General features: G+C 64.6%; 1 protein-coding gene. It reads right to left on the reverse strand.

Annotated features, from left to right (window positions below; all coding sequences use genetic code 11):
* Positions 1-133: 133 nt before the first annotated feature.
* Positions 134-367 (reverse strand): integrase core domain-containing protein, encoded by a 234-nt coding sequence (locus ACLD7X_RS18375; protein WP_411425125.1) that lies wholly within the window; start codon positions 365-367, stop codon positions 134-136.
* Positions 368-517 lie beyond the last annotated feature (150 nt).

The raw sequence follows: 517 nt of genomic DNA on the forward strand, positions 1-517 counted from the left end.
AACAGGTTGAGGGCGTGGTTGATGTCGCCAGGGCCGTGGGCGGGCATTCCGACATCGCCAGCGCTCAATGCTGGCGCTCTGCCCTCGGCGCAACGTGCGACAGGCTCCTAGGTGTTGTTTCTCACCAGGTTCGTCAGCGCAGCAGCTCGATGAGCCGCTGCTGAGGTGAGCGCCAGCCGAGGGCTGAGTGCTTCCTGAGCCGGTTATAGATCGCCAGGAAGCGGGGCAGCCAGCGGTTCCGTTCCTCGGAGTTCTGGAAGGCCATGGCGTAGGCCCACTCCCGGCAGAGGGTCTGAATGAATTGCTCCGCCTTGCCGTTGGTTCTGGGCGTGTAGGGCCTGGTGCGGATGTGCCGGAGCCCCAGGATGCGGCAGGCCTTGGCGAACGCCCTGGAGACGTAGGCGCGGCCGTTGAGTTCCTAACCGCTGTCAAGTCGCCAAGGCTTGCCAGGCCTCAGTTGTTGATGCAGCCTGACGAGGGGGTGGTTGCCGCTTTGGAGCGCTCTGCGACTCCTGGT

Origin of the sequence: Aphanothece microscopica RSMan92 (assembly GCF_046613545.2) — a bacterium.
In the GTDB taxonomy this organism is placed as follows: Bacteria; Cyanobacteriota; Cyanobacteriia; order PCC-6307; family Cyanobiaceae; genus NIES-981.